Here is a 19,691-nt window from a genome sequence, read left to right on the forward strand (position 1 = left end):
CTCACCCCTTCAGGTGGGAGACGACACTACCACCACTTTTCCGGCTGGAACGTACCCGCAGCCTGTTCGATGACATGGGCGGTCTGGAACAAGGTTTCCTCGTCGAACGGCCGGCCGATGAGCTGCAGGCCGAGCGGCAGGCCCTTGGCGTCGAGCCCTGCGGGCACGGCGATGCCCGGCAGTCCGGCCATGTTCACGGTCACCGTGAAGATGTCGTTGAGGTACATCTTGACCGGGTCGGCGGCCATGTCCTCGTCGGCGATGCCGAAGGCCGCCGACGGCGTCGCCGGCGTCAGGATGACGTCGACGCCGGCAGTGAATGCGTTTTCGAAATCCCGCTTGATGAGGTTGCGCACCTTCTGCGCCTGCAGATAGTAGGCGTCGTAGTAGCCGGCGGAGAGCACATAGGTGCCGATCATGATGCGGCGCTTGACCTCGCGGCCGAAGCCGGCGGCGCGGGTCTTCTCGTACATGTCGACGATATCCTTGCCCGGCACGCGCAACCCGTAGCGGACGCCGTCATAGCGGGCTAGGTTCGACGAGGCTTCGGCGGGCGCGACGATGTAATAGGCCGGCAGCGCATATTTGGTATGCGGAAGCGAAATGTCGACGATCTCGGCGCCGGCATCTTTCAGCCAGGCAATGCCCTTCTGCCACAGCGCCTCGATCTCGTCGGGCATGCCGTCGACGCGGTATTCCCTGGGGATGCCGACCTTCATGCCCTTGATCGGCTTGCCGATCGCCGCCTCGTAGTCCGGCACCGGGCGGTCGACCGAGGTGGTGTCCTTCGGATCGACCGAGGCCATGGATTTCAAGAGAATCGCAGCGTCACGCACGTCGCGGGCGATCGGACCGGCCTGGTCGAGCGACGAAGCGAAGGCGACGATGCCCCAGCGCGAGCAGCGGCCGTAGGTCGGCTTCATGCCGACCGTGCCGGTGAAGGCGGCGGGCTGGCGGATCGAGCCGCCGGTGTCGGTGGCGGTGGCGCCGGCACACAGGAACGCCGAAACGGCGGAGGCCGAGCCACCCGACGAGCCGCCCGGCACGAGTTGGGCGTTATCCAGCGTGCGCGCGGTTCTGGTGCCGCCAGCCGAAACAAAGCCGCCATCGCCCTGATGCGTGGTCGGCATCACCATCGTGTCGACGCGCGAACGCCGCCACGGATTGACGACAGGGCCGTAGTAGGAGCTCTCATTGGACGAGCCCATGGCGAACTCGTCCATGTTGAGCTTGCCGAGCATGACGGCGCCGTCGGCCCACAGATTGGCGGTGACGGTCGATTCGTAGTGCGGCTTGAAGCCGTCCAGCACATGGCTGCAGGCCTGGGTGTGGATGCCTTCGGTGCCGAACAGGTCCTTGATGCCGAGCGGAATGCCTTCGAGCGACCCGCCCTCGCCCTTCGCAAGCTTCGCGTCCGAGGCCCTGGCCATGTCGCGCGCCTTGTCATCGGTTACGACGATATAGGCATTGAGCGCCGGATTGGCCCGCTCGATCGCCTGCAGATAGGCTTCGGTGATCTCGGTTGCGGTGATTTCCCTGGCGCGCAGCTTGGCGCGGGCCTGCGAAATCGTCAGGTGGGTCAGGTCGCTCATCAGGCAAGGCTCTTTTCGTAAAACACCGACCACCCGGAATCGGGATAATCCAGCACCGGGCCGCAGCGCGAAAATCCGGCGCGTTCATAGACGGTCCACGCAGCCGGATGGCGGTCGCCGGTTTCCAGCACCAGACGCTTCAGTCCTTCATTGCGCGCCAGCGCCTCGATTCGCTCGACGATCCCGGCGCCGATCTTCTGCCCGCGATGCGAAGGCCGCGTGTACATGCGCTTGACCTCGCCGACGGCGCCGTCGTGGCGTTTCAGCGCGCCGCAGCCGATGGCGAGGCCGTTGTCGCGAGCGATGAAGACAGTCGTGTCGTTGTCGGCCATCTGCTCGACGGTCATGTGGGAGCAGTGCTCCGGCGGCGTCAGTTCCAGCAGCGTGTCGTTGAGCTCCTTGACCAGCCCGCGCACGTCGTCCTGCAGCGGCGTTTCGATGGCGATCTCGATTGCCATCGGCGCGCTACTCCACGACCTTCGGAACGAGAAAGAAATTCTCTTCGGTGGCCGGTGCGTTGGCGACGATGTCGGCCGCCTTGCTGCCGTCGGTGACGGCATCCGGGCGCTTCTTCATCTCCATCGGAATGACCGACGTCATCGGCTCGACGCCGGAGACGTCGACCTCGCTCAACTGCTCGACGAAGCCGAGAATGGCGTTCAACTCGCCGGTCATGCGCTCGGCATCCGCCTCGCTCACCGCAATGCGGGCGAGACGCGCGACGCGCTTTACTGTCTGCAGATCAACGGACATATTTGCTTGTGCCTCGGGAAAACCAGTCCGCGCTATAGCGGCGCGGCGCGTGCCGCGCAACATGCATCGTGCCGAGAACCGGCCCGGAGGTCGATGGCAGCGCAACGCCGTCGCTGCTCTACAAGGTGCATGCTTCTACAAGGTGCATGCACTACAAGGTGATCGTCCCGCCGATCTCCGGCAACGCCACCTTCACGCCGGAACCCTCCAACCCCGCGACAAACTTGTCGGCGGTCTGGTCGATGATCGGAAACGTGCCGAAGTGACTGGGAATGACCGTCTCGAACTGAAAGAAGCGCCGGCAGGCAAGGGCTGCCACCGCGCCGCCCATGGTGAAGCGGTCGCCGATCGGCACGATGCCGATCTTCGGCTCGTGCAATTCGTTGATCAGCGCCATGTCGGAAAAGATGTCGGTGTCGCCCATATGATAGAGCGTCTTGTCTTCCTGAAAATGCAGCACCAGCCCGCCGGGGTTGCCGAGATAGGTGTTCTGGCCCTTGTCGCCCGGGAACGACGAGGAATGCAGCGCCTGGACGAAGGTAGTGGTGAAGCCGCCGCAATCGACAGTGCCGCCGATATTGCCCGGATTGATCTTCTTGTCGCTGACACCCTTGCCGACCAGGTACATGCAGACCTCGAAATTGGCGACCAGCATGGCGCCGCTTTTCCCGAGCACTTCAAGCGCACCGCTGATGTGGTCGCTGTGGCCGTGGGTCAACAGAACATGCGTGACCCCTTCCGCCGGCTCTTCCCAGCCGCCCGTCCATGACGGATTGCCGATCAGGTAGGGATCGATGAGGATTTTCGCGTCGGCGGTTTCGATGCGAAATGCGGAATGTCCGTACCAGGTCAGTTTCATGAATGCCTTCCTCGATTTTTGCTTCGCCAAAGGATAGAACGCCGGCAGTGAAATTAAAGTCCCACAGCGTCCTTTGCGGCGTGTAGTCCGAGGAGAGCCGTTGAGCATCATCACCATCGAGGAGTTGCCGGCGCGGCTCGGCGGCGGCAAGACGCTGGCCGGGCTCGACCTTGGCGACAAGACGATTGGCGTGGCGGTTTCCGACCGGGGCTTTGCCTTCGCCCACCCGCGTCCCGTCATCATGCGCAGGAAATTCTCGCTGGATGCCGCAGTGCTGCTCGCCTTGCTGGAGAAAGAGAATGTCGGGGCCGTGGTGCTCGGCCTGCCGGTCAACATGGACGGGTCGGAAGGCCCGCGCGCCCAGAAATCCCGCGCCTTCGCCCGTAACATGGCTGGTGTGACCGATCTGCCCTTCGTCTTGTGGGACGAGCGGCTGTCGACGGTGGCGGCCGAGCGGACGCTGATCGAGATGGATTTTTCGCGCCGCAAACGCGCCGGCAAGATCGATTCGGCCGCGGCGGCCTTTATTCTGCAGGGCGCGCTCGACCGGCTTCAGACACTCGGCGTCGAGGCCTGGTCGAAATAGCGGTCGCGCATAATCCTGATCCAGCCACCGATCACCCGGCGGCGGCGAAATGCCCAAAACGCCATCAGCAGCAGGCTGTCGAGGATGCAGGCCTTCGCCACCATGCCGGGAATGAGCGCCGGATCGATGCCAAGCATCTCGCCATAGAGCTGGAAGACGAGGTCATGCAATTGGCGGCTCAGCATGACATAGCCGAAATTGATGTCGTTGAGCGACAGGAAGAACCAGCCCCAGAACAGGGCGAGCGGCGTCGCCCATAGCGCGAACAATGTGCGCATCAGCGGTCCCTCAAGTTCGTGTCCAGCCTCAAGTTCGTGTCCAGCCCCAGGTTCGTGTCCAGGCTGCCTGAAATGCGCGAGAGCGCCGCGTTGTGCGCCGCCGCCTTCGCCATCAAGGACCTCAAAATATGCCGCATAGCGTTCCTGCTTCCGTAGACAGGACAGTGGGCTTTGCGGCCTGCCGCTGCAATGGAAACCATTTGTTAAGGTTAACGGTCATCGACAGCGGCGCTGGATTCGTTCTTACCTTCTCCCCCTTGTGGGAGAAGGTGGATCGGCGCGCAGCGCCGAAATGAGGCGTGGGCGTTCCCTGGAACACCCCTCATCCGGCCGCTTCGCGGCCACCTTCTCCCACAAGAAGGGGAGAAGGGAGAACCGCGCTTGCCCTCATCAGCATCGCGCTGGATCCCTTCTTACCTTCTCCCTCAGCTTCAGCTGCTGACCTTGATGTCGTTATCCGCGCACCAGGTCTTCAACGCTTCTTCCGTGGCTTTTTGCTCGAACTCGTACCATCGATCAACGGCGCCCCTGTGCTCCAAAAGATCCTTGAATCGGGCATAGGCGCCCGCTCGGCTGAAGATCTCCCGAACCTTATCGTAATCGTCGGGCAGGTGGTGGCGCGCGAAGGACAGCACCACCGGTTTGCCGAGATCGAGTTCGCGCTTGTCCGGGATGGCGATGTATCTTTCGCTGTCCTCGAGGTCGTCAGGCAGTTCTTCGACATCGTCCACCCATTCCGAATGCCAGTAGATCTTGCCTGTCTCCATGCACAGATAGGCCTCATTTTCGCCGGCTCCGCCGGAATTCACGAATTCGAACGCCTCCAGAAGCTCACTGAAATTGACTGTCATTCCCATCTCGCCGCGCATGAGCCTGTCGTCGCCGTATACAACCCTATCTAATCGGGCGCGAACGTGGGAGTTCCCACAGTCTCAGATTATTTGCGCCGCGCTCGCAATCATCTAGCGGCGCGACAGACGACGAGAAACCTTGCCGAAGTCGCCTCAGGTGACCGGTGGGTACAGCGTGTCGATGATCATGCGCGCGTCATGGCGTGAATCGAGCATGCCATAGGTGTTGCGCCACTGGCCGGCGAGGCGCGTCTCGACGAAGGCGTCGGCGATCCGCCCTGCCCCCAGCCTGCGAAGCTCCGCCGCCGCCGCCGACAGCGCCAGTTGCTCGGTGAGCAGACGAGCCGAGCCCTCATCGGTTGCCGCGACCTGCATTGCTGCCTTGAGCACACCGACGGTGCCGCGCCCGCCGGCGCCGAGATCGCGATCGATGCCGGCCAGCACCTCTTCGAACAGGCCGGGTGCACGCCCCAGCACGCGCAGCACGTCGAGCGCCATGACGTTGCCGGATCCCTCCCAGATCGCGTTGACCGGAGCTTCGCGATAGTAGCGGGCGAGCGGCGCCTCCTCGACATAGCCATTGCCGCCGAGGCACTCCATCGCCTCATAGAGCATCGGCGGTGCGATCTTGCAGACCCAGTATTTGACGACCGGCGTCATGGCGCGCGCAAAAGCCGCCTCGCCGCGATCGCCGGCCGCCTCGTCGAAAGAGCGCGCCAGTCGAAATGACAGCGCGGTGGCGGCGGCGACGTCGAGCGCCATGTCGGCCAGCACGCGCTGCATCAGCGGCTGCTCGATCAGATTGGTTCCAAACACCTGGCGGTGACGGGTGTGGTGGACGGCTTCGGCCAGCCCGGCTCGCATGATCGCCGACGAGGCGATCGCGCAGTCGAGCCGGGTCAGCGTCACCATATCCATGATCGTCTTGACGCCTGCCCCGGGCTCGCCGACCATCTCGCCGATGGCATTGACGAACTCGACTTCGGACGAGGCGTTGGAGCGGTTGCCAAGCTTGTCCTTCAGCCGCTGGAAGCGAAAGCCGTTGCCCGAGCCATCGCCGAGAATGCGCGGAACGAGAAAGCACGAAAGTCCTTCCGGCGCCTGTCCAAGCACCAGGAACGCATCCGACATCGGCGCCGACATGAACCATTTGTGGCCGGTCAGCCGATAGAAGCTGCTGCCGGCGCGCTCGGCCCTGGTGACGTTGGCGCGGACGTCGGTGCCGCCCTGCTTCTCGGTCATGCCCATGCCGAGCGTCAGCCCGGCTTTTTCGACCGGCGGCTTCTGGCTCTGGTCGTATTTGCGTGTCGTCACCCGCGGCGCCCATTCGCGAAACAGTTTTGGGCTTGCCATCAGCGCTGCCAGCGATGCGCTGGTCATGGTGATGGGACAGAGATGCCCGGTTTCGAGTTGGGCGGTCAGGTAGAAACGGGCGGCGCGCACCTGATGGCGGCGGCCGATCTCGGCATCGCCATTTTCCCAGACCGACGAATGCAGCCCGTTCGCCACCGACCGGCGCATCAGCGCATGATAGGCTGGATGGAACTCGACCAGATCGATGCGCCGGCCCTGGCGGTCGTGGGTCCTGAGCTTCGGCGTCTCGACATTGGCGAGGCGAGCCAGTTCCTGCGCCTCCTGCGTCAGCACGAAACGGCCAAGCCCATCGATATCCTTGCGCACCGGATCGGAAAAACGCTCGGCAAGCTGGATCAGCAACGGATCGCCTCGCCAGGCGTTGCCGCCTGCCAGCGGCGGCGGCTGGTTCGTCACGTCGTCGGTCACACACTGTCCTTATCATCACAAGGCCACGAATCCGAAGCCATCAGCTAGATATAGCCCAAGCCGCGCAACGCGCGCGACGAAAATACCGGGGAGAAAGGCCGCAATCCAAAGCTGGTGCTTGCAGCCAAAGGTCCTCCACCCTATAGCAGCGCCTTGAGATGACCGACGCTTCGTCCCTGCCACTCTACCCTCACCGCCATCTTCTGGGCATCCGCGATCTTTCCCCCGCCGACATCGAGCTTTTGCTGGACAGGGCGGACCGGTCGGTCGCGATCTCGCGGCAGTCGGAGAAGAAGGCCTCGACGCTGCGTGGCCGCACCCAGATCAATCTGTTCTACGAAGCTTCGACCCGTACCCAATCGTCGTTCGAACTGGCCGGAAAACGGCTCGGCGCCGACGTCATGAACATGTCGGTGGCCAGTTCTTCGGTGAAGAAGGGCGAGACGCTGATCGACACGGCGATGACGCTGAACGCCATGCATCCCGACATCCTGATCATCCGCCACCAGTCGGCGGGTGCCGCCGCGCTGCTCGCGCAAAAGGTCGGCTGCTCGGTGATCAATGCCGGCGACGGCGCCCATGAGCACCCGACGCAGGCGCTGCTCGACGCGCTGACCATCCGCCGCGCCAGGGGCCCGCTGTCGAAGCTGATCGTGGCGATCTGCGGCGACATCTTGCATTCGCGCGTGGCGCGTTCCAACATCATGCTGCTCAATGCGCTCGGCGCGCAGGTGCGCGTCGTGGCGCCGTCGACGCTTTTGCCAGCCGGCATCGAGAAAATGGGCGTGATCGTCACCCGTTCGATGGCCGAAGGGCTCAAGGACGCGGATGTGGTGATGATGCTGCGGCTGCAGCGCGAGCGCATGGAAGGCGCCTTCGTGCCTTCGGTGCGTGAGTATTTCCACTATTTCGGCCTCGACGCCGAGAAGCTGAAGGCGGCCAAGGACGGCGCCCTGGTCATGCATCCCGGCCCGATGAACCGCGGCGTTGAGATCGCTTCGGAAATCGCCGACGGTCCGCAGAGCGTCATCCAGGAACAGGTGGAGATGGGTGTTGCCGTGCGCATGGCGGTGATGGAAGCGCTGCTCGATCCCCGCCGCAATTATGAGGGCCGCGGCGCATGAGCACAACGGTCTTCAGCCGGGCCCGCATCGTTGATCCGTCGCGCGGCATTGACGAGGTCGGCACTGTCATTGTCGAGGGCCGCAAGATCGTCGCTGCCAGCAAGGCGGCCTTGAACCAGGGCGCCCCGCAAGATGCTACCGTTATCGACTGTGCCGGCAAGGCAATCATTCCCGGCCTGATCGATGCGCGCGTCTTCATCGGCGAACCGGGCGGTGAACACCGCGAAACCATCGCCTCGGCCAGCGTAGCGGCGGCCGTCGGCGGCGTCACTTCCATCGTCATGATGCCCGATACCGACCCGGTGATCGACAATGTCGCGCTGGTCGAATTCGTGCTGCGCACCGCCAAGGACACGGCCGTCGTCAACATCTTTCCGGCGGCGGCGATCACCAAGGGGCTCGAAGGCCGCGAGATGACCGAATTCGGCCTGCTGCGCGAGGCCGGCGCGATCGCCTTCACCGACGGGCGGCACACCATAGCAAGCGCGCTGGTGATGCGCCGCGCGCTGACCTATGCGCGCGATTTCGGCGGCGTGATCGCGCATGAAACCCAGGACGCCGACCTCGCTTCGTCAGGTGTCATGAACGAAGGCCTCTATGCCAGCTGGCTCGGCCTTGCCGGCATTCCGCGCGAGGCCGAGTCCATTCCGCTGGAGCGCGACCTTGCGCTGGCGCGGCTGACTGGCGGCGCCTATCACGCGGCCAAGATTTCGACTGCGATGGCGGCAAACGCGGTAACGAGGGCCAAGGCCGACGGCGCCAAAGTCACAGCAGGCGTCTCGATCCACAATCTGTCGCTCAACGAGAACGATGTCGGCGAATACCGCACCTTCTTCCGGCTGACGCCGCCGCTGCGCGCCGAGGAGGACCGGCTGGCGATGATCGAGGCGGTCAAGGACGGCACCATCGACATCATCGTATCCTCGCACGACCCGCAGGACGTCGACACCAAGCGGCTGCCTTTCGCCGACGCCGCGGCCGGTGCCATCGGACTGGAAACGCTGCTCGGCGCGGCGCTGCGGCTCCACCACAATGGCGATATGACGCTGCTCAGGTTGGTTGAGACGTTGTCCACTGCGCCGGCAAGACTGTTCGGCCTGCCCGGCGGCACGCTGAAGCCGGGTGCGGTCGCCGACCTTGCGCTGGTCGATCTCGACGAGCCATGGATCGTCAGCGAAAGCGGCATCCGTTCGCGCTCGAAAAACACCTGTTTCGAAGGCGCGCGGCTGCAGGGCAAGGTCTTGCAAACGATGGTGGCGGGCCGCACAGTGTTTTCAGCCTAATGCATGTCGCGCAAAAGCATGCCCTCGGACCTGACCCGGGTGCGCAGCGGTTTTGCGATTACGACATGCATAAGAACAACCTAAAGCGCGTCGCATGAGGCCGGTCAAACGCGACGCGCTTTAGGGCATATCCGGGGGAACAATGGCTTACGGCATCGTCTTGGCGCTGGTGTTCGGCTATCTGCTCGGCTCGATCCCGTTCGGCCTCCTGATCACCCGTGCCGCTGGCCTTGGCGACGTCCGCAACATCGGCTCCGGCAATATCGGCGCCACCAATGTGCTGCGCACCGGCAACAAGGGCCTGGCTGCCGCCACGCTGCTGCTCGACGCGCTGAAAGGCACGGCGGCGGTGCTGATCGCCGGTTACTTTGCCCCGGAGCTCGGGCTCTGGGCCGGCTTAGGCGCCTTCTTCGGCCATCTCTTCCCGGTCTGGCTCGGTTTCAAGGGCGGCAAGGGGGTCGCCACCTATCTCGGCGTGCTGGTCGCTCTTGCCTGGCAGGTGGCGCTGATCTTTGCCGTCGTCTGGCTGGCCATGGCTTTCCTGTTCCGCTATTCCTCGCTGGCGGCGCTGACGGCAGCAATCGTCGTGCCGATCGCGCTCTATGTCCTCAGCACGCCCGAGATTGCCGGGCTGTTCGCGCTGATGAGCCTGATCGTCATCATAAAACACCGGGCCAACATTACCCGGCTGCTGGCCGGCACCGAGAACAAGATCGGAGCCAGGGAGTGAACCAGCGCGCTGCCGGGACGCGGCTCAGCGACCGGCAGCGGTTGAGCTGGCTTCGTTTGATCCGCACGCCGAATGTCGGCCCCGCCACCTTTCGCGACCTGATCAACCGTTTTGGCTCGGCCGAAACGGCGCTCGAGATGCTGCCCGAGCTGATGGTTTCGGGCGGCGCCAGAAAGACCGTCCGCATCCCGACGATGGCCGAGGCCGAGGCGGAACTGGAGACCGCACGGCGCGCCGGCGCCCGCTTCGTCGGTATTGGCGAGGCCGACTATCCGCCGCTGATGAAAAGCATGGACCATCCGCCGCCGCTGCTCGCGGTCAAGGGCGAAGGCGCGGTGTTCCGGCTGCCGGCGGTCGCCATAGTCGGCGCCCGCAACGCCTCGCTGGCCGGCATCAAGATGGCGCGGACGCTCGCCGCCGAACTCGGCCGCGACGGCTTCGGCATCGTCTCCGGCCTGGCGCGCGGCATCGACACGGCAGCACATCAGGGCAGCCTTGCGTCAGGCACGATCGGTGTGCTGGCCGGCGGCCTCGACCAGCCCTACCCGCCCGAGAATGCCGCACTGTGCGACGAGATTGCCGAGCGCGGCGGCGCCATCATTTCAGAGATGCCGTTCGGCTGGCAGCCGCGCGCCCAGGATTTCCCGCGCCGCAACCGCCTTGTCGCCGGTGCGGCATTGGGGCTGGTCGTGGTCGAGGCGGCGCTGCGCTCCGGCTCGCTGATCAGCGCCAGGCTTGCCGGCGAGATGGGCCGGCTGGTCTTCGCCGTCCCCGGCTCGCCGCTCGATCCGCGCGCCGCCGGCGCCAACGCCTTGCTCAAGGACGGCGCCACCCTGGTCACCGAGGCATCGGACATTACCGGTGCGATCGCGCCGCTGGTCGGCGCACTGGCGCCAAGGACGGCGTCGTTCGAAGAGCCGCCCGATTTTTCGGCAACGCCGCCACCCGGCGAAGGCGACCGCGCCCGCGTCATCGAAGCGCTCGGCCCAACGCCGGTGGCGATCGACGAAATCATCCGCCACACCGGCCTGCATCCCGCCCAGGTTTTCATGGTGCTGCTGGAACTCGACCTAGCCGGCCGGCTGGAGCGCCACGCCGGCGGCAATGTCTCGCTGGTGTGATCGAGACGATTCTTGAGAGAACCCGGCTCGACGCCGCTAGAAAACCCAAGGCGTCAGGAAGCATCTCGCTTTAGACCGGGAAACAGGAACGCTAACCTGTTGATTTTCAGGTAAAAAATGGTGAGCGCGCAGGGATTCGAACCCTGGACCTACTGATTAAAAGTCAGTTGCTCTACCGGCTGAGCTACGCGCTCCCGCGGGCTCAGGATGCCGCCCTCGAAATTGCGCGGAACATAGGGAGAGTGTCTCGACCGGTCAACCGGAAAAAGAGGCCTCGCGAGCCGGACTTTTCGCGGTCTGCTGACGCCTCGCAAACCGTCTCGACAAGACCGGAGTGGCTGTCTCGCACAAAAGCCGAGACCTATTACAAATCAGCAGCTTGCTATTTTTTGCGGAACAATTGCGCAACATCCCCGTTTTTATCGCTACAAGGGACGACGTGTTCAAGGAGAAGACCATGAACAGGATCATGTCGGGCTTGCTGGCGACTGCGCTGTCAGCGTCATTCGCTGTAGCACAAATCGTGCCCGTCAACGCCCAGTCCATCTATGTGCCGCTAGGCCAGAATGTCTCGTCGGATGTCCAGACTGTCGAACACAGACGATGGAGGCGTGGTTTCGACCGCGATTTCTCCCGTCGCGATTTCCGCCGTGAGTTCCGTCGCGATTTCCGTCGCGATTTTTCTCGCCGCGATTTCCGCCGCGATTTTTCTCGTCGCGATTTTGACCGCCGCGATTTTCGTCGTTTCGCCCGTAATGACGATTTCAGGTATTGGCGCGGCTATCGCGGCTATCGCTACTATCGTCCTGGCTATCGCCGCTACAACGACTTCTGGTTCCCGCTGGCGGCCTTCGCCACTGGCGCGCTGATCACCGGCGCAATCATCAACAACCAGAGCCGCCGCATCTATCGCGGCGATGCGCACGTGGAGTGGTGCTACAGCCGCTACAGATCTTACCGGGCCTACGACAACACGTTTAAGCCTTACTACGGCCCCCGCCGGCAGTGCATCTCGCCCTATTGATAAGCCAGGGGCAGAGTTGAATAAAGCTTGTTGAAAAGCCTGCGCCGGCAACGGCGCAGGCTTTTCTTTTCGGAGCGCGAATCTACAGCGTGCTCAGTGTCCGTCGCACAGCATGGCGCCAACCCGCCAGCTTTGCGGAACGGACCGACGCATCCATGTCCGGTCGAAACCGTCGCTCCAGCGCCCAGCTCCTGGCGAATTCCCTTGTCTTCGGCCAGACGCCGGCCTTCGAGCCGGCCAGCCATGCTGCGCCGAGCGCCGTCGTCTCCAGGATGGTCGGGCGGTCGACCGGTGCATCGAGGATGTCGGCAAGCCGCTGCATCGTCCAGTCCGACGCCACCATGCCGCCATCGACCCTGAGAACGGTCTTCGCTGACGCGCTCTTCCAGTCCCTGCGCATCGCATCGAGCAGGTCGCGCGTCTGGAACGCGACGGATTCGAGTGCGGCACGGGCAAATTCCGCCGGGCCCGAATTGCGGGTCAGCCCGAAAATGGCGCCGCGCGCCTCGGCGTCCCAGTGTGGCGCGCCAAGCCCGACGAAAGCCGGCACCAGGTAGACTTGTTGGGTCGGGTCGGCGCTCGCCGCCAGCACGCCGCTCTGCTCGGCCTTGCCGATCACCTTGATGCCGTCGCGCAGCCATTGCACGGCAGCACCTGCGATGAAGATCGACCCTTCCAGCGCATAGGTGGTCTTGCCGTTCAGCCTGTAGGCAATGGTCGTCAGCAGACGGTTCTTCGAGCGCACCAGATCGCTGCCGGTGTTGAGCAGCGCGAAGCAGCCGGTGCCATAGGTCGATTTCATCATGCCCGGCTCGAAACAGGCCTGGCCGATGGTCGCCGCGTGCTGGTCGCCGGCCACACCGAGGATCCTTATCTCTGCGCCGAACAGGCTTTTCTCTGTGATTCCATAGTCGTCGGCGCAATCCTTCACCTGCGGCACCATTCTTGCCGGTATACCGAGAATGGCCAGGAGCTCGTCGTCCCAGGCATTCTTTTCGATGTTGTAGACCAGCGTGCGCGAGGCGTTGGTGGCATCGGTGGCGTGAACCTTGCCACCGGTCAGCCGCCAGATCAGAAAGCTGTCGATGGTGCCGGCCAGCAATTCGCCGTTCTCGGCGCGTTTTCTGGCGCCCTTCACCTTGTCCAGCATCCAGGCGATCTTGGTGCCGGAGAAATAGGGATCGAGCAGCAGGCCGGTCTTCCTGGTGAACTTCTTCTCCAGCCCCTGCTTCTTCAATTTCTGGCACAGCGGCGCGGTGCGGCGGTCCTGCCAGACGATCGCGTTGTGGATCGGCCTGCCGGTCGCCCTGTCCCAGATGACGACGGTCTCGCGCTGGTTGGTGATGCCGATGGCAGCGACATCCGATGCATCGCGGCCGGCGCTCTTCAGCGCAGCCTTCGCCGTCGCCACGACACTCGACCAGATTTCCTCCGGATCATGCTCTACCCAGCCGGAGGCCGGATAATGCTGGGTAAACTCTTTCTGTCCGCTGCCCACGACCTTCATGTCACCGTCGAACAGGATCGCCCGGCTCGACGTCGTCCCCTGGTCGATTGCTAGGATAAAGCCACTCATTCTCACTCCCTCGGCGCAAACAGGGGAGACGGCAATTTGCCGCCTCCCCCGATTGGTGCGATGCGGGCGCGAACGCCCGGACCGATGCTCAGTTGCTCCAGCTCTTGACCAGCTCGTCGTAGTTGATGGTCTGCGGCTTGTCCTTCTCCGGCTCGATCTTCAGCTGCGGCGCGAGATTGCCCTTGGCGACGGCATCGGCGTTCCACTCTTCCAAGGTCTTTTCCTCGGCGAGTTTCGGTCCGATGTCGCCCTGCACGCCGGCGCGCTCGAGGCGCTCAAGCACCTCTTCCTGCTCGGCACAGAGCGAGTCCATCGCCTCCTGCGGAGTTTTGGCACCCGACGAGGCGTCGCCGATCGCCTGCCACCAAAGCTGTGCCAGCTTCGGATAGTCAGGGACGTTCGTACCCGTCGGCGACCACTGGACGCGGGCCGGCGAGCGGTAGAACTCGATCAGGCCGCCGAGCTTCGGGGCGCGGTCCGTGAAGCTCTTGTGCTGGATCGTGCTCTCGCGGATCAGCGTCAGGCCGACATGGGCTTTCTTAACGTCGACTGTCTTCGAGGTGACGAACTGCGCGTAGAGCCAGGCTGCCTTGGCGCGGTCGTCGGGCGTCGACTTGAGGAGCGTCCAGGAACCCACGTCCTGGTAGCCGAGCTTCATGCCGTCCTTCCAGTACACCCCATGCGGCGACGGAGCGAAGCGCCATTTCGGCGTACCGTCCTCGTTCACGACGGGAAGGCCGTCCTCCACCATGTTGGCGGTGAAGGCCGTGTACATGAACATCTGCTGGGCAATTTCGCCCTGCGCCGGAACTGGTCCGGATTCCGAGAAGGTCATGCCCTGGGCAGCGGCCGGAGCGTAAGCTTTCATCCAGTCGAGATATTTCTGGATGGCATAGACCGACGCCGGACCGTTGGTGTCGCCGCCGCGAGCCACACAGGAGCCGACGGGCCGCGACTTCTCGTCGACCTTGATGCCCCATTCGTCGACCGGAAGACCATTCGGCAGCCCCTTGTCACCATTGCCGGCCATCGAAAGCCAGGCATCGGTAAAGCGCCAGCCGAGCGACGGGTCCTTCTTGCCGTAGTCCATATGGCCGTAGACCTTCTTGCCGTCGATCTCGCGGCCGGTGAAGAATTCGGCGATGTCCTCATAGGCCGACCAGTTGACGGGAACGCCGAGGTCGTAGCCGTACTTCGCCTTGAAGTCCGCCTTGTTCTTCTCGTCGTTGAACCAGTCGTAGCGGAACCAGTAGAGGTTGGCGAACTGCTGGTCGGGCAGCTGGTAAAGGTCGCCGTCCGGAGCCGTCGTGAACTTGGTGCCGATGAAGTCGGCGAGGTCGAGGTTCGGGTTGGTGACGTCCTTGCCCTCGTTCGCCATCCAGTCGGTCAGGCTGCGTGCCTGCTGGTAGCGCCAATGGGTGCCGATCAGGTCGGAGTCGTTGACATAGGCGTCGTAGATGTTTTCGCCCGACTGCATCTGCGTCTGCAGCTTTTCGACAACATCGCCTTCGCCGATCAGATCATGGGTGATCTTGATGCCGGTGATGTCGGTGAACGCCTTGGCCAGCGTCGCCGATTCATAAGAGTGCGTCGCGATGGTTTCCGAGACGACCTTGATGTCCATGCCCGCAAAGGGCTTTGCAGCATCGATGAACCACTGCATCTCGGCTTCCTGGCCGGCGCGATCGAGCGTCGACAGGTCCTTGATCTCGGCGTCGAGAAACGCCTTGGCTTCGTCCATTCCGGCATAGGCCTGGCCGGCTCCGAGGAGCAGGACCAGAGCAGTCGTTGACGTCAGAAATTGCCTTCGCATGTGTTTCCTCCACTGTTCAGTTCCAAGTGCTATCTGGAGCAGCCCCCGGGGATGCTCCAACAGTTTCCCCCTCTATACGTAGCGGAACACGCCGATGGCGTAGACCACGGAGAGAGCGAGAGCCCACCACAGGTTGGGTCCGACAAGACCCAGCCAAGCGAGATGGATAAAGGCGCTGCCAAGCAGCGATAGGAAGAGACGGTCGCCCCGCGTCGTCTCGAAGCGCAAGACGCCGATGCGCGGATTGCCGCCAGGCGAGGCATATTCCCAGACCGCCATGCCGCAGAGCAGCAGGAAGATGGTGCCGAAGAAGGCGGCGGTCGGCCAGGTCCAGGCCATCCAGGAGAAGCTCATGATCAAACCCTCCCCAGGGCAAAGCCCTTGGCGATATAATTTCGCACGAACCAGATGACGAGCGCGCCCGGAAGGATGGTGAGCACGCCGGCTGCAGCGAGCACACCCCAGTCGAGGCCCGAGGCCGAGACCGTGCGCGTCATGATCGCGGCGATCGGTTTTGCCGCGGTCGTGGTCAGCGTCCGCGCGATCAGCAGCTCCACCCACGAGAACATGAAGCAGAAGAAGCAGGCCACGCCGACACCGCTCGCGATCAGCGGCATGAATATCCTGAGGAAGAAGCGCGGGAAGGAATAGCCGTCGATATAGGCGGTCTCGTCAATCTCCTTCGGCACGCCCGACATGAAGCCTTCAAGGATCCAGACCGCCAGCGGCACGTTGAACAGGCAGTGCGCCAGCGCCACGGCGATGTGCGTGTCGATCAGGCCGAAAGCCGAATAGAGCTGGAAGAACGGCAGCGCGAACACCGCCGGCGGCGCCATGCGGTTGGTCAGCAGCCAGAAAAACAGGTGCTTGTCACCGAGGAAGCGGTAGCGCGAGAAGGCATAGGCTGCCGGTAGCGCCACGGCGACGGAAATCACCGTGTTCATAACCACATAGATGATCGAGTTGATGTAGCCCCTGTACCAGGACGGATCATTGAAAATGACCGCATAATTGGCAAGCGTCGGGTTTCTCGGCCAAAGCGAGAAGGCGCCGAGGATCTCCTGATTGGTCTTGAAGCTCATATTGACCAGCCAGTAGATCGGCAGCATCAGGAAGATGATGTAGATCGTCGGCACCAGCCACCAGAACCGCGACTCCTCGCCGCGCCGCCGCATCTTGCGGGCCAGCGCGGCGTTCGCCGTCTGCGCTTCCGCTGTAGCGGGGGTCTGCCGCATCAGCGTTCGTTCGTTGGTCGTGGTTTCCTCGAGGCGTGCCATCTCACCGCTCCGCATCGTAGGCTGTCATGACGGTGTAGAACACCCAGGACAGGAGCATGACAATCAGGAAATAGATGATCGACATGGCCGCCGCCTCACCGAGGTTGAACTCGCCGATGGCCAGCTTCACCAGATCGATCGACAGGAAAGTGGTGGTGTTGCCGGGCCCGCCGCCGGTCACGACGAACGGTTCCGTGTAGATCATGAAACTGTCCATGAAGCGCAGCAGAACCGCGATCAGCAGCACGCGGTTCATCTTCGGCAGCTGGATGTAGCGGAAGATCGCCCAGCGCGACGCCCCGTCGATCTTGGCCGCCTGGTAATAGGCGTCGGGGATCGAGACCAATCCTGCGTAGCAGAGCAGGACGACGAGGCTCGTCCAGTGCCAGACGTCCATGACAATGACGGTGATCCAGGCGTCGAACGGGTCGTTGACATAGTTGTAGTCGAAGCCGAGCGCGCGCAACGTATATCCGAGCAGGCCGATATCGACGCGGCCGAACACCTGCCAGATCGTGCCGACTACGTTCCACGGGATGAGCAGCGGCAGCGCCATCAGCACCAGGCAGACCGGAACGCCCCAGCCCTTCTTCGGCATGTTGAGCGCAATGAAGATGCCGAGCGGAATCTCGATGACCAGGATGATGGCCGAGAAGACCAGGTTGCGGCCCATCGCTTCCCAAAACCGGTCGGAATGCAGGATTTCCTCGAACCATTCCGCGCCCGCCCAGAAGAAGACGTTGTTGCCGAAAGTGTCCTGCACCGAATAATTCACGACCGTCATCAGCGGGATGATCGCCGAGAATGCCACCAGCAACAGCACCGGCAGCACCATGAACCAGGCCTTGTTGTTCCAGGTCCTTCCCATGCTCAGCCTCCCATCTCGACGCGCCAGGAATCGGCATAGATGTTGATGCCGGCCGGGTCGAAAGCGATCTTCGGATCGGCGGGAATGTCCTCGTCCTCGCCGATAATCGCCGCGATGTCGCGGCCTTCGAAACTGGCGCGCACCACCTTGTGGCGGCCGATATCCTCGACCTTGCGGATTGAAACCGGCATGCCGCTGGCGCCAAGCCTGACATATTCGGGGCGGATGCCGAGTTCGATCGCACCGGTGATCCCGGCCTTGGGCGCGCCCGGCAATTCGATCGTCTGGCTGCCGAGCCGCGCGCTCCTGCCTTCGACCGCGACCGGCATGACGTTCATGCCCGGCGAGCCGATGAAATAGCCGACGAATGTATGCTTGGGGCGCTCGAACAGTTCGGCTGGCGAGCCGATCTGAACGATCTCGCCCTCATACATGACGACGACGTTTTCGGCGAAGGTGAGCGCCTCGGTCTGGTCGTGCGTGACATAGACCATGGTGAAGCCGAAGCGCCTGTGCAACTGCTTCAACTGCGAGCGCAGCACCCACTTCATATGCGGGTCGATGACGGTCAGCGGCTCGTCGAACAGGATCGCGTTGACATCGGAGCGCACCAGCCCGCGTCCGAGCGAGATCTTCTGCTTCTGGTCAGCGGTCAGCCCCCTCGCCTTTCGCTTGGCCATGTCGGCCAGACCGGTCATGTCAAGGGTTTCACGCACCTTGCGGTCGACGTCGGGTTCTGCAACGCCGCGGTTGCGCAGCGGGAAGGCCAGATTGTCGTAGACGGTCATGGTGTCGTAGATGACCGGGAACTGGAACACCTGAGCTATGTTGCGCTCCTGCGTCGACAGATTGGTGACGTCCTTGCCGTCGAACAGAAGCTCGCCGTGCGACGGATACAACAGGCCGGAAATGATGTTGAGCAGCGTGGTCTTGCCGCAGCCCGACGGCCCCAGCAGCGCATAGGCGCCGCCGTCCTCGAAGGCGTGATGCACCTCCTTCAGCGCATAGTCCTTGCCCGACTTCGGATGCGGCCCGTAGGCGTGGCGGATGTGATTGCAGTCGATGCGCGCCATGTGCCCTCCTCCTCAAGCCGCCAGCATCTGTGGCGGCGCGGCCGAGCGGCCGTTCGCGTCGAACACCATGATGTGCCGCGGGTCGATGAACACCTCGATGGTCTGGTCCGGCTCGAACACCAGGATGCCGTGCTCAAGCATGACCCAGCGGACATCGGCGAAATCGAGATGCACAAAACTTTCAGAACCGGTGATCTCGGTGACCGAGACCTTGGCTCTCACCGCCACCGCCGACGGGCTCGGCCGGGCAAGGGAGAGATGGTGGGGCTGGAAGCCGATCGTGTAACTCGTATCGGCAATACCGACGAGTTCAGCCGGCACCGGGAGGCTCACCCCACCTTCAAGAAGGAAGCTCGAACCGCTCTTCTTCAGCACGATCGTGTTGAGCGGCGGATCGGCGAACGTCCTGGCCGTGACGAGGTCGTTCGGCCTGCGGAAGACGTCGATCGTCGGGCCGAACTGGGTGATGCGGCCTTCGGAAAGCGTCGCCGTGTTGCCGCCGAGCAGCAAGGCTTCGTGCGGCTCGGTCGTGGCGTAGACGAAGATGGTGCCGGTTGCCGCAAAAATCTTCGGCAATTCCGCGCGCAATTCCTCGCGCAGCTTGTAGTCGAGGTTGGCGAGCGGCTCGTCGAGCAGCACGAGGCTGGCGTTCTTGACGATGGCGCGCGCCAGCGCGGTGCGCTGCTGCTGACCGCCGGAGAGGCTGAGCGGCGTGCGGTCGAGAAAGGGCGTCAGCTTGAGAAGGGCTGCGGCATTGCGCACCTCCTTGTCGATCTTTGCCCGCTCGGCACCGGCCACCCTCAGCGGCGAGGCGATATTCTCGTAAACGGTCATCGCCGGATAGTTGATGAACTGCTGGTAGACCATGGCGACGTTGCGCTTCTGCACCGGGATGCCGGTGACATCCTTGCCATCGAACCAGACCGAGCCGGATGTCGGCACGTCAAGGCCAGCCATCAGCCGCATCAGGCTGGTCTTGCCGGAAAGCGTCGGCCCGAGCAGGACGTTGAGCGAGCCATGCTGAAGCGTCAGCGACACGTCGCGTATGTGCTCCGCCGCGCCGACCGTCTTCGACACGTTTCTCAGTTCCAGCATGATGCC

At 63.3% G+C, this 19,691-nt stretch carries 20 protein-coding genes and 1 tRNA gene; 6 read left to right on the forward strand and 15 right to left on the reverse strand.

The features are described from left to right. Window positions 1-26: 26 nt before the first annotated feature. The 4 genes from AC0L2B_RS20375 to AC0L2B_RS20390 form a co-directional block, all read right to left on the reverse strand. The gene (locus tag AC0L2B_RS20375; RefSeq protein WP_473746604.1) at window positions 27-1,592 is read right to left on the reverse strand and encodes an amidase; all 1,566 of its coding nucleotides are present in this window, start codon (window positions 1,590-1,592) and stop codon (window positions 27-29) included. Next, window positions 1,592-2,050 (reverse strand): GNAT family N-acetyltransferase, encoded by a 459-nt coding sequence (locus tag AC0L2B_RS20380; protein ID WP_023801201.1) that lies wholly within the window; start codon window positions 2,048-2,050, stop codon window positions 1,592-1,594. The genes AC0L2B_RS20375 and AC0L2B_RS20380 overlap by 1 nt, the downstream gene beginning before the upstream one ends. 7 nt (window positions 2,051-2,057) lie before the next feature. Then, window positions 2,058-2,345 (reverse strand): Asp-tRNA(Asn)/Glu-tRNA(Gln) amidotransferase subunit GatC, encoded by a 288-nt coding sequence (gene gatC / locus AC0L2B_RS20385; protein WP_473746605.1) that lies wholly within the window; start codon window positions 2,343-2,345, stop codon window positions 2,058-2,060. A 151-nt stretch (window positions 2,346-2,496) separates the two neighbouring features. After that, complete coding sequence (locus AC0L2B_RS20390; RefSeq protein WP_473746606.1) at window positions 2,497-3,204, reverse strand: metal-dependent hydrolase; 708 nt, start codon at window positions 3,202-3,204, stop codon at window positions 2,497-2,499. Between the two features lie 100 nt (window positions 3,205-3,304). Here AC0L2B_RS20390 and ruvX point away from each other — a divergent pair, with 100 nt between their 5' ends. Then, window positions 3,305-3,790 (forward strand): Holliday junction resolvase RuvX, encoded by a 486-nt coding sequence (ruvX, locus tag AC0L2B_RS20395; protein ID WP_236391830.1) that lies wholly within the window; start codon window positions 3,305-3,307, stop codon window positions 3,788-3,790. Here ruvX and AC0L2B_RS20400 read toward each other — a convergent pair. The 3 genes from AC0L2B_RS20400 to AC0L2B_RS20410 all read right to left on the reverse strand — a co-directional run bounded on the left by AC0L2B_RS20400 (window position 3,757) and on the right by AC0L2B_RS20410 (window position 6,701). Then, window positions 3,757-4,068 carry a DUF6105 family protein gene (locus AC0L2B_RS20400; RefSeq protein ID WP_128168136.1) on the reverse strand — a complete coding sequence of 104 codons (312 nt, stop codon included), beginning with the start codon at window positions 4,066-4,068 and terminating at the stop codon, window positions 3,757-3,759. The genes ruvX and AC0L2B_RS20400 overlap by 34 nt on opposite strands. Window positions 4,069-4,499: 431 nt before the next feature. Further along, on the reverse strand, window positions 4,500-4,919 hold the full coding sequence (locus AC0L2B_RS20405; protein WP_473746607.1) for a UPF0158 family protein: 420 nt from the start codon (window positions 4,917-4,919) through the stop codon (window positions 4,500-4,502). 153 nt (window positions 4,920-5,072) lie between these two features. Beyond that, window positions 5,073-6,701, reverse strand: coding sequence for a DNA alkylation response protein (locus AC0L2B_RS20410; protein WP_473746608.1), 1,629 nt, complete (start codon window positions 6,699-6,701; stop codon window positions 5,073-5,075). A gap of 158 nt (window positions 6,702-6,859) precedes the next feature. Between AC0L2B_RS20410 and AC0L2B_RS20415 the strand changes: the two genes are divergently transcribed. From AC0L2B_RS20415 to dprA, 4 genes are all read left to right on the forward strand, one after another. Then, entirely contained in the window at window positions 6,860-7,825 is a 966-nt protein-coding gene (locus AC0L2B_RS20415; protein ID WP_128168134.1) for an aspartate carbamoyltransferase catalytic subunit, read from the forward strand. Then, the gene (locus AC0L2B_RS20420) at window positions 7,822-9,108 is read left to right on the forward strand and encodes a dihydroorotase (protein WP_473746609.1); all 1,287 of its coding nucleotides are present in this window, start codon (window positions 7,822-7,824) and stop codon (window positions 9,106-9,108) included. Before AC0L2B_RS20415 ends, AC0L2B_RS20420 begins: the two co-directional genes overlap by 4 nt. A 142-nt stretch (window positions 9,109-9,250) precedes the next feature. Then, entirely contained in the window at window positions 9,251-9,838 is a 588-nt protein-coding gene (gene plsY / locus AC0L2B_RS20425; RefSeq protein WP_473746610.1) for a glycerol-3-phosphate 1-O-acyltransferase PlsY, read from the forward strand. Continuing rightward, window positions 9,835-10,959 carry a DNA-processing protein DprA gene (gene dprA, locus AC0L2B_RS20430; RefSeq protein ID WP_473746611.1) on the forward strand — a complete coding sequence of 375 codons (1,125 nt, stop codon included), beginning with the start codon at window positions 9,835-9,837 and terminating at the stop codon, window positions 10,957-10,959. Before plsY ends, dprA begins: the two co-directional genes overlap by 4 nt. A 118-nt stretch (window positions 10,960-11,077) precedes the next feature. On the opposite strand, the gene AC0L2B_RS20435 is transcribed toward dprA, so the two are convergent. After that, a tRNA-Lys gene (locus tag AC0L2B_RS20435) sits at window positions 11,078-11,153 on the reverse strand. Between the two features lie 263 nt (window positions 11,154-11,416). Here AC0L2B_RS20435 and AC0L2B_RS20440 point away from each other — a divergent pair. Beyond that, window positions 11,417-11,983: a BA14K family protein gene (locus AC0L2B_RS20440; RefSeq protein WP_473746612.1), complete on the forward strand. Its 567-nt coding sequence runs from the start codon at window positions 11,417-11,419 to the stop codon at window positions 11,981-11,983. Window positions 11,984-12,065: 82 nt separating this feature from the next. Here the strand turns inward: AC0L2B_RS20440 and glpK are convergent, their stop codons facing one another. The 7 genes from glpK to AC0L2B_RS20475 form a co-directional block, all read right to left on the reverse strand. Then, the gene (gene glpK, locus AC0L2B_RS20445) at window positions 12,066-13,559 is read right to left on the reverse strand and encodes a glycerol kinase GlpK (RefSeq protein WP_473746613.1); all 1,494 of its coding nucleotides are present in this window, start codon (window positions 13,557-13,559) and stop codon (window positions 12,066-12,068) included. An 88-nt stretch (window positions 13,560-13,647) separates the two neighbouring features. Beyond that, a complete protein-coding gene (locus AC0L2B_RS20450; protein WP_473490229.1) occupies window positions 13,648-15,372 on the reverse strand; it encodes an ABC transporter substrate-binding protein in 1,725 nt (574 codons plus the stop codon). Window positions 15,373-15,444: 72 nt separating this feature from the next. Further along, window positions 15,445-15,726, reverse strand: a complete 282-nt coding sequence (locus tag AC0L2B_RS20455) for a DUF2160 domain-containing protein (RefSeq protein WP_023801186.1) — start codon at window positions 15,724-15,726, stop codon at window positions 15,445-15,447. Window positions 15,727-15,728: 2 nt separating this feature from the next. Further along, complete coding sequence (locus AC0L2B_RS20460) at window positions 15,729-16,607, reverse strand: carbohydrate ABC transporter permease (RefSeq protein WP_413468417.1); 879 nt, start codon at window positions 16,605-16,607, stop codon at window positions 15,729-15,731. 43 nt (window positions 16,608-16,650) lie between these two features. Next, window positions 16,651-17,517: a carbohydrate ABC transporter permease gene (locus AC0L2B_RS20465; protein WP_091593734.1), complete on the reverse strand. Its 867-nt coding sequence runs from the start codon at window positions 17,515-17,517 to the stop codon at window positions 16,651-16,653. 2 nt (window positions 17,518-17,519) lie between these two features. Further along, a complete protein-coding gene (locus AC0L2B_RS20470) occupies window positions 17,520-18,590 on the reverse strand; it encodes an ABC transporter ATP-binding protein (RefSeq protein ID WP_473746614.1) in 1,071 nt (356 codons plus the stop codon). Window positions 18,591-18,602: 12 nt separating this feature from the next. Further along, complete coding sequence (locus AC0L2B_RS20475) at window positions 18,603-19,685, reverse strand: ABC transporter ATP-binding protein (RefSeq protein ID WP_023801183.1); 1,083 nt, start codon at window positions 19,683-19,685, stop codon at window positions 18,603-18,605. Window positions 19,686-19,691 lie beyond the last annotated feature (6 nt).

Source organism: Mesorhizobium sp. WSM4815 (assembly GCF_055811575.1).

What these genes read in the sequence shown, in the direction of transcription:
- plsY (WP_473746610.1), top strand. Translation starts at nt 9,251, where the DNA reads ATGGCTTACGGCATCGTCTTGGCGCTGGTGTTCGGCTATCTGCTCGGC.
- AC0L2B_RS20460 (WP_413468417.1), bottom strand. Translation starts at nt 16,607, where the DNA reads ATGCGGCAGACCCCCGCTACAGCGGAAGCGCAGACGGCGAACGCCGCG.
- AC0L2B_RS20440 (WP_473746612.1), top strand. Translation starts at nt 11,417, where the DNA reads ATGAACAGGATCATGTCGGGCTTGCTGGCGACTGCGCTGTCAGCGTCA.
- AC0L2B_RS20465 (WP_091593734.1), bottom strand. Translation starts at nt 17,517, where the DNA reads ATGGGAAGGACCTGGAACAACAAGGCCTGGTTCATGGTGCTGCCGGTG.
- AC0L2B_RS20415 (WP_128168134.1), top strand. Translation starts at nt 6,860, where the DNA reads ATGACCGACGCTTCGTCCCTGCCACTCTACCCTCACCGCCATCTTCTG.
- AC0L2B_RS20375 (WP_473746604.1), bottom strand. Translation starts at nt 1,592, where the DNA reads ATGAGCGACCTGACCCACCTGACGATTTCGCAGGCCCGCGCCAAGCTG.
- AC0L2B_RS20475 (WP_023801183.1), bottom strand. Translation starts at nt 19,685, where the DNA reads ATGCTGGAACTGAGAAACGTGTCGAAGACGGTCGGCGCGGCGGAGCAC.
- AC0L2B_RS20420 (WP_473746609.1), top strand. Translation starts at nt 7,822, where the DNA reads ATGAGCACAACGGTCTTCAGCCGGGCCCGCATCGTTGATCCGTCGCGC.
- gatC (WP_473746605.1), bottom strand. Translation starts at nt 2,345, where the DNA reads ATGTCCGTTGATCTGCAGACAGTAAAGCGCGTCGCGCGTCTCGCCCGC.
- AC0L2B_RS20390 (WP_473746606.1), bottom strand. Translation starts at nt 3,204, where the DNA reads ATGAAACTGACCTGGTACGGACATTCCGCATTTCGCATCGAAACCGCC.
- AC0L2B_RS20455 (WP_023801186.1), bottom strand. Translation starts at nt 15,726, where the DNA reads ATGAGCTTCTCCTGGATGGCCTGGACCTGGCCGACCGCCGCCTTCTTC.
- glpK (WP_473746613.1), bottom strand. Translation starts at nt 13,559, where the DNA reads ATGAGTGGCTTTATCCTAGCAATCGACCAGGGGACGACGTCGAGCCGG.
- AC0L2B_RS20470 (WP_473746614.1), bottom strand. Translation starts at nt 18,590, where the DNA reads ATGGCGCGCATCGACTGCAATCACATCCGCCACGCCTACGGGCCGCAT.
- AC0L2B_RS20380 (WP_023801201.1), bottom strand. Translation starts at nt 2,050, where the DNA reads ATGGCAATCGAGATCGCCATCGAAACGCCGCTGCAGGACGACGTGCGC.
- AC0L2B_RS20405 (WP_473746607.1), bottom strand. Translation starts at nt 4,919, where the DNA reads ATGACAGTCAATTTCAGTGAGCTTCTGGAGGCGTTCGAATTCGTGAAT.
- AC0L2B_RS20450 (WP_473490229.1), bottom strand. Translation starts at nt 15,372, where the DNA reads ATGCGAAGGCAATTTCTGACGTCAACGACTGCTCTGGTCCTGCTCCTC.
- AC0L2B_RS20400 (WP_128168136.1), bottom strand. Translation starts at nt 4,068, where the DNA reads ATGCGCACATTGTTCGCGCTATGGGCGACGCCGCTCGCCCTGTTCTGG.